The sequence below is a fragment of the Candidatus Jettenia sp. AMX1 genome (assembly GCF_030263775.1).
Taxonomy (GTDB): Bacteria; Planctomycetota; Brocadiia; order Brocadiales; family Brocadiaceae; genus Jettenia; species Jettenia caeni.
Genome location: NZ_SZPP01000093.1, coordinates 1 through 3,904 on the forward strand (window position 1 = coordinate 1; position 3,904 = coordinate 3,904).

Annotated in this window: 2 protein-coding genes; both read right to left on the reverse strand. The window is 43.7% G+C overall.

Features of this window, described 5'->3' with window-relative positions; all coding sequences use genetic code 11:
- Positions 1–535 precede the first annotated feature (535 nt).
- Entirely contained in the window at positions 536–1,756 is a 1,221-nt protein-coding gene (locus FBQ94_RS17320; RefSeq protein ID WP_285442308.1) for a PKD domain-containing protein, read from the reverse strand.
- A gap of 8 nt (positions 1,757–1,764) precedes the next feature.
- Positions 1,765–3,081 (reverse strand): YncE family protein, encoded by a 1,317-nt coding sequence (locus FBQ94_RS17325; protein WP_285442309.1) that lies wholly within the window; start codon positions 3,079–3,081, stop codon positions 1,765–1,767.
- Positions 3,082–3,904: the final 823 nt, after the last annotated feature.

Genomic DNA, 3,904 nt, shown 5'->3' on the forward strand with positions numbered 1-3,904 from the left:
TCCATATCTTCCTGTCCGGATTCCGGGTCTCCGGCTTTTTGAAAATTATCCTACGGATTCTCCACACGGATCTTTTTCTGCCCCCCTTGCAAGACACTCAACTAATCGTCCTTTCCTCCCTTTTCTAAACTTATACTTCTTTCCCCCCTTTTTTAAAGGGGGGTTAGGGGGGATTAGAGGGGAATATTGGACACACATTGCTCTTTTTCCAGGGGGATACCTCCTTATTTCATGGAACACTATTCTTAGCTTGATGCATATGCCCCTTAGCCCCATCCAGAGAGCATCGGGATGTGTAAGAGGGAAAAGTCGTTAGGTTTTGTCTTTTAAAACCCAACCAAATTATTACATAATTTTTATGATTTTTAATACACGAAGATAATATCCCTGTGTAACCCTGTCACAGATATGTGCCTGAGACAAGAATGTGACATGTCACACTTTACCAGCAGCTCGTTCATTCCCACGCAATTGAATTACCTTCTCTGCATCCTGGTCTATCTTACATTCAGCATAAAGAATCTGCTGACCGGAGCTAATTATACACCACGTGGAGCAATGGCGCCCCGTCTCCATTTCCTTCAAATGACTCAGCCACACGTCTACCGGTTCCCGTAATGATAATTACCAGCGAATTGCCTCTTGACCACCCGGTGCTGCTTACAATCTCCTGAATGACAGAGGATATGTTGGACGTCCTCTGATTGAGGCCAGCTTCTCCTTTTGTTAGCCAGGCTGCCGGCGACCATTTCACTGCAGCCGTTGTTCTTGGTCTGGACGATATGTTCCCGTCAATAGAGGTAAACGGAGCGGCATTATTGGCAGCTTCCCCCTGAATGATCAGCGAGGTTGCTCCGGAGTGTATCTCATCCGTCATAAACTGAATATAGGCTCTGATGATTGTTGCATCTTCCGGGATATCAACTCCGGTAAAACGCATTCCCACCTTTTGATTGTCTTTCTCAAAGACAAGGTCAAGATCAGTACTATCAAGGATAATACGACCTGATGCTCTTTCTTCTGCATCGTTTGAACCTGTCGTAACTCTGACGTCTATGACAACCCCTCCCGGGTTATCCAGGACAGTAATAGTTATACTATCGCTGGTGTTTAACTCACCATCATTGGCAGCCAGACGCAGCACATAGGTTCCCGCTTCTGAGAAACTGGCCGTCGTATCGACAGCATTGGCATCGCCAAAAGTAACCGTACCCGGCCCACTGGCCTTGCTCCAGGTAGTGGTCACTGTGTCGGGCGGATCCGGCAGGCTATCATCAAAAACCATACCATTCAAAGAAACATTTTCCGGTAGAATAATTGTCTGATTAGGTCCTGCGCTAACCGTGGGACGCTGATTACCTATGGTAGCCGGGATCAGAGAAATCTCATACACCTTGCCATCGTTTTCATTTGGATTATTGTTATTATCAACTCCCCGTGCAGCAATATAGATGTTCCTCACATTCGGGTTCAGGCTGCCAGGAGCAAAGGCAAGTCCGGACGGTTTTTTGGCGTCTGCCGCTGAAATATCGAACATCTGCTTAAGGGCGCCTGTCTTCGTTAATTCAGCCAATTGTGTTTTTGGCTTACCAACTAAATACAAACGATTATTATCCGGGTTATATTCGATTCCCTCCGGATCATCTACCCCGATACTTAACGTATCGAAATGCGTCACCTGATCATCACCCGATGGTGATACACCATCAAAGATACCGTTATTTCCTGGCGCAACCCGGTACACTTCACGATTCAATCCGTCTGCTATAAAAAGCACTCCCTGCGAGGTATCGTAGGCAATCCCTTCCGGATCCGTGCTACCGAAAGGCTCTTACGCTCAGCATCATCGGCAATGAAAAGATGTCTGTTATCGGGATTCATTGTTATCCCGGTTGGCTCATTTGAAAAGGATATGGTGCTCAGGGTATCGAGCAGATTACCAGTCAGACTCATTTCAAAGAGATTAACATCGGCAAAGGCGCGCACTTCATCGACCTCGCCATCAGCAATGAGAAGCCTGTTAGAGAATGGAAGATAGATAATACCGGATGGGTCGGGACCGGGAGGTGAGAATTTGGAAGTATCAATCGTCCGTATCAGGGAAGTGGTATTTGTAGCAGCAATAAGAGCTGGTTGAGTAAAAGAGAACTCGATAATTTTACCGTATCCTTGCCCATCTTTCTCCTTATCGGTATATTTTTGCATATCTTCAAACAGTTCAGTCTTTCGATCTTCTTTTGTATCATGATTGCGATCTGCAATATACAGGCAGGTCTTTGATGGGTCATCGGTTTGATCTCCGCTGGGCGCAAAAACTATACTTCGTGGGTTCCTGAGTTCAAATTCAGATACAGGGTAAGTTGTAACAATCTTGCCTTCCCTGGTAAACTCGTATAACGCCTGCTCACGGAAATTCAGGCTATAGAGATGACCATTCGCGGGATTGAAGGCAATGCCCTGAAGGTCTGATTTCTCAATCTGCTCCAGGTGTATGCGGGAAATCTTTGCGTTATGAAAATCCCGACAGGGATGCGGCCTGATATGAACAATCTCTGGCACAGCGCTATCCAGGATAAAGAGATGTCCATGCGCCGGGTCAACAGTCATTCCCTGTGGATTTTGAAGACCAAATTTCTGGGCATCAAATTCGGTAATGGTATCAGGATTCAAGTAGCCATCAGACCCCGCCTTTATTTTAACCAATGTTTTGGTATCTGACTGAAAGATGAGCAATCGATTGGCCTTATCATCAAAGGTCATATTTATTGGATCAGTAATACGAGTTGCTATAGGTAGAGAGCCAACCAACTCTTCAGTAGAAGTAATCATTGTGATATTATGAGAGGATTGAGCAGATAGAGGAGCCTCCACAACAAAAAAGGTCTTAGATTTTGAACAGAATATCATGCCGTCAGGATTTAGAATATTAAAACGGCTAGTCTTGATAATCCGGGCTAATCCGACATAAAAATTATCGTGCGCTAAAGCACTTGAACTTCTTACTGATGATAAAAAGGAAGTGAATGGAGCAAGGATTATCAAATAGATAAAAAGATTTTTATATTTGGCGTTAAAAAACATATCTACTCCTCTAAGCTATTGTTTTTATCTTCCTCCAAAGCTGAAGGGCCTTTTACCGCAAAATAATCTTAATTATTATATGATTATAAATTTATTTCACAAGATATTCTTCTTCCTTTTTTTCCAAAGAGATTCTGTATAGAGTATGTTGCCCGGCAAGTATTGACAACTGACATATCAGAGGTTTTCACGAATATTGAGAGATGTTGATTGGTTCTTAGAGGAGGTTATGAATCCCTCGTAATTACTCAAAATACGGTACAAACCTGACCCGAAAGTTGTCTAAAAGGTTATCTTTTCACAATCATTGCGGGCAAGCCAAAGCCCAGAGCAAAGCAAAAAAGAAGTAATCCCCCTTGATCCCCCTTTAAAAAAGGGGGAAATGTATGAGTGTTGGGAAAAGAGGAGATACGGGTATTTCCTTCGTGAAAGAGGAAAGAGAATTAACAATTTCTGTAGGGTGGATGAAACGAAGTGAATCCACCATTGCATCGTAATGACATTGGATGGCAGGGTAAACCCCCATACACATCAAGCTAAACGTTACCCGACTTGTTTCCAAACTCTTCCTCATTTACATGAGGACATGGTTTGTCCGTGTTGTGTTTAACGTGTCATTGCGAGGGTATTGTCCGAAGCAATCTCTTGAATAGTTGAGAAAAGATTGCTTCGGGAAAAAACCCCTCGCAATGACAAATACTCCAGAGCCTCTTATGGTAAATTTTCTTGAGAAAAGTTTGCCTGATCAAACATATCACACCTTTCCCCCTTTTCTAAAGTATTCACCATTCCCCCTTTTGTAGGGGCGGGTTTCAAACCCGCC

What these genes read in the sequence shown, in the direction of transcription:
- FBQ94_RS17325 (WP_285442309.1), bottom strand. Translation starts at nt 3,081, where the DNA reads ATGTTTTTTAACGCCAAATATAAAAATCTTTTTATCTATTTGATAATC.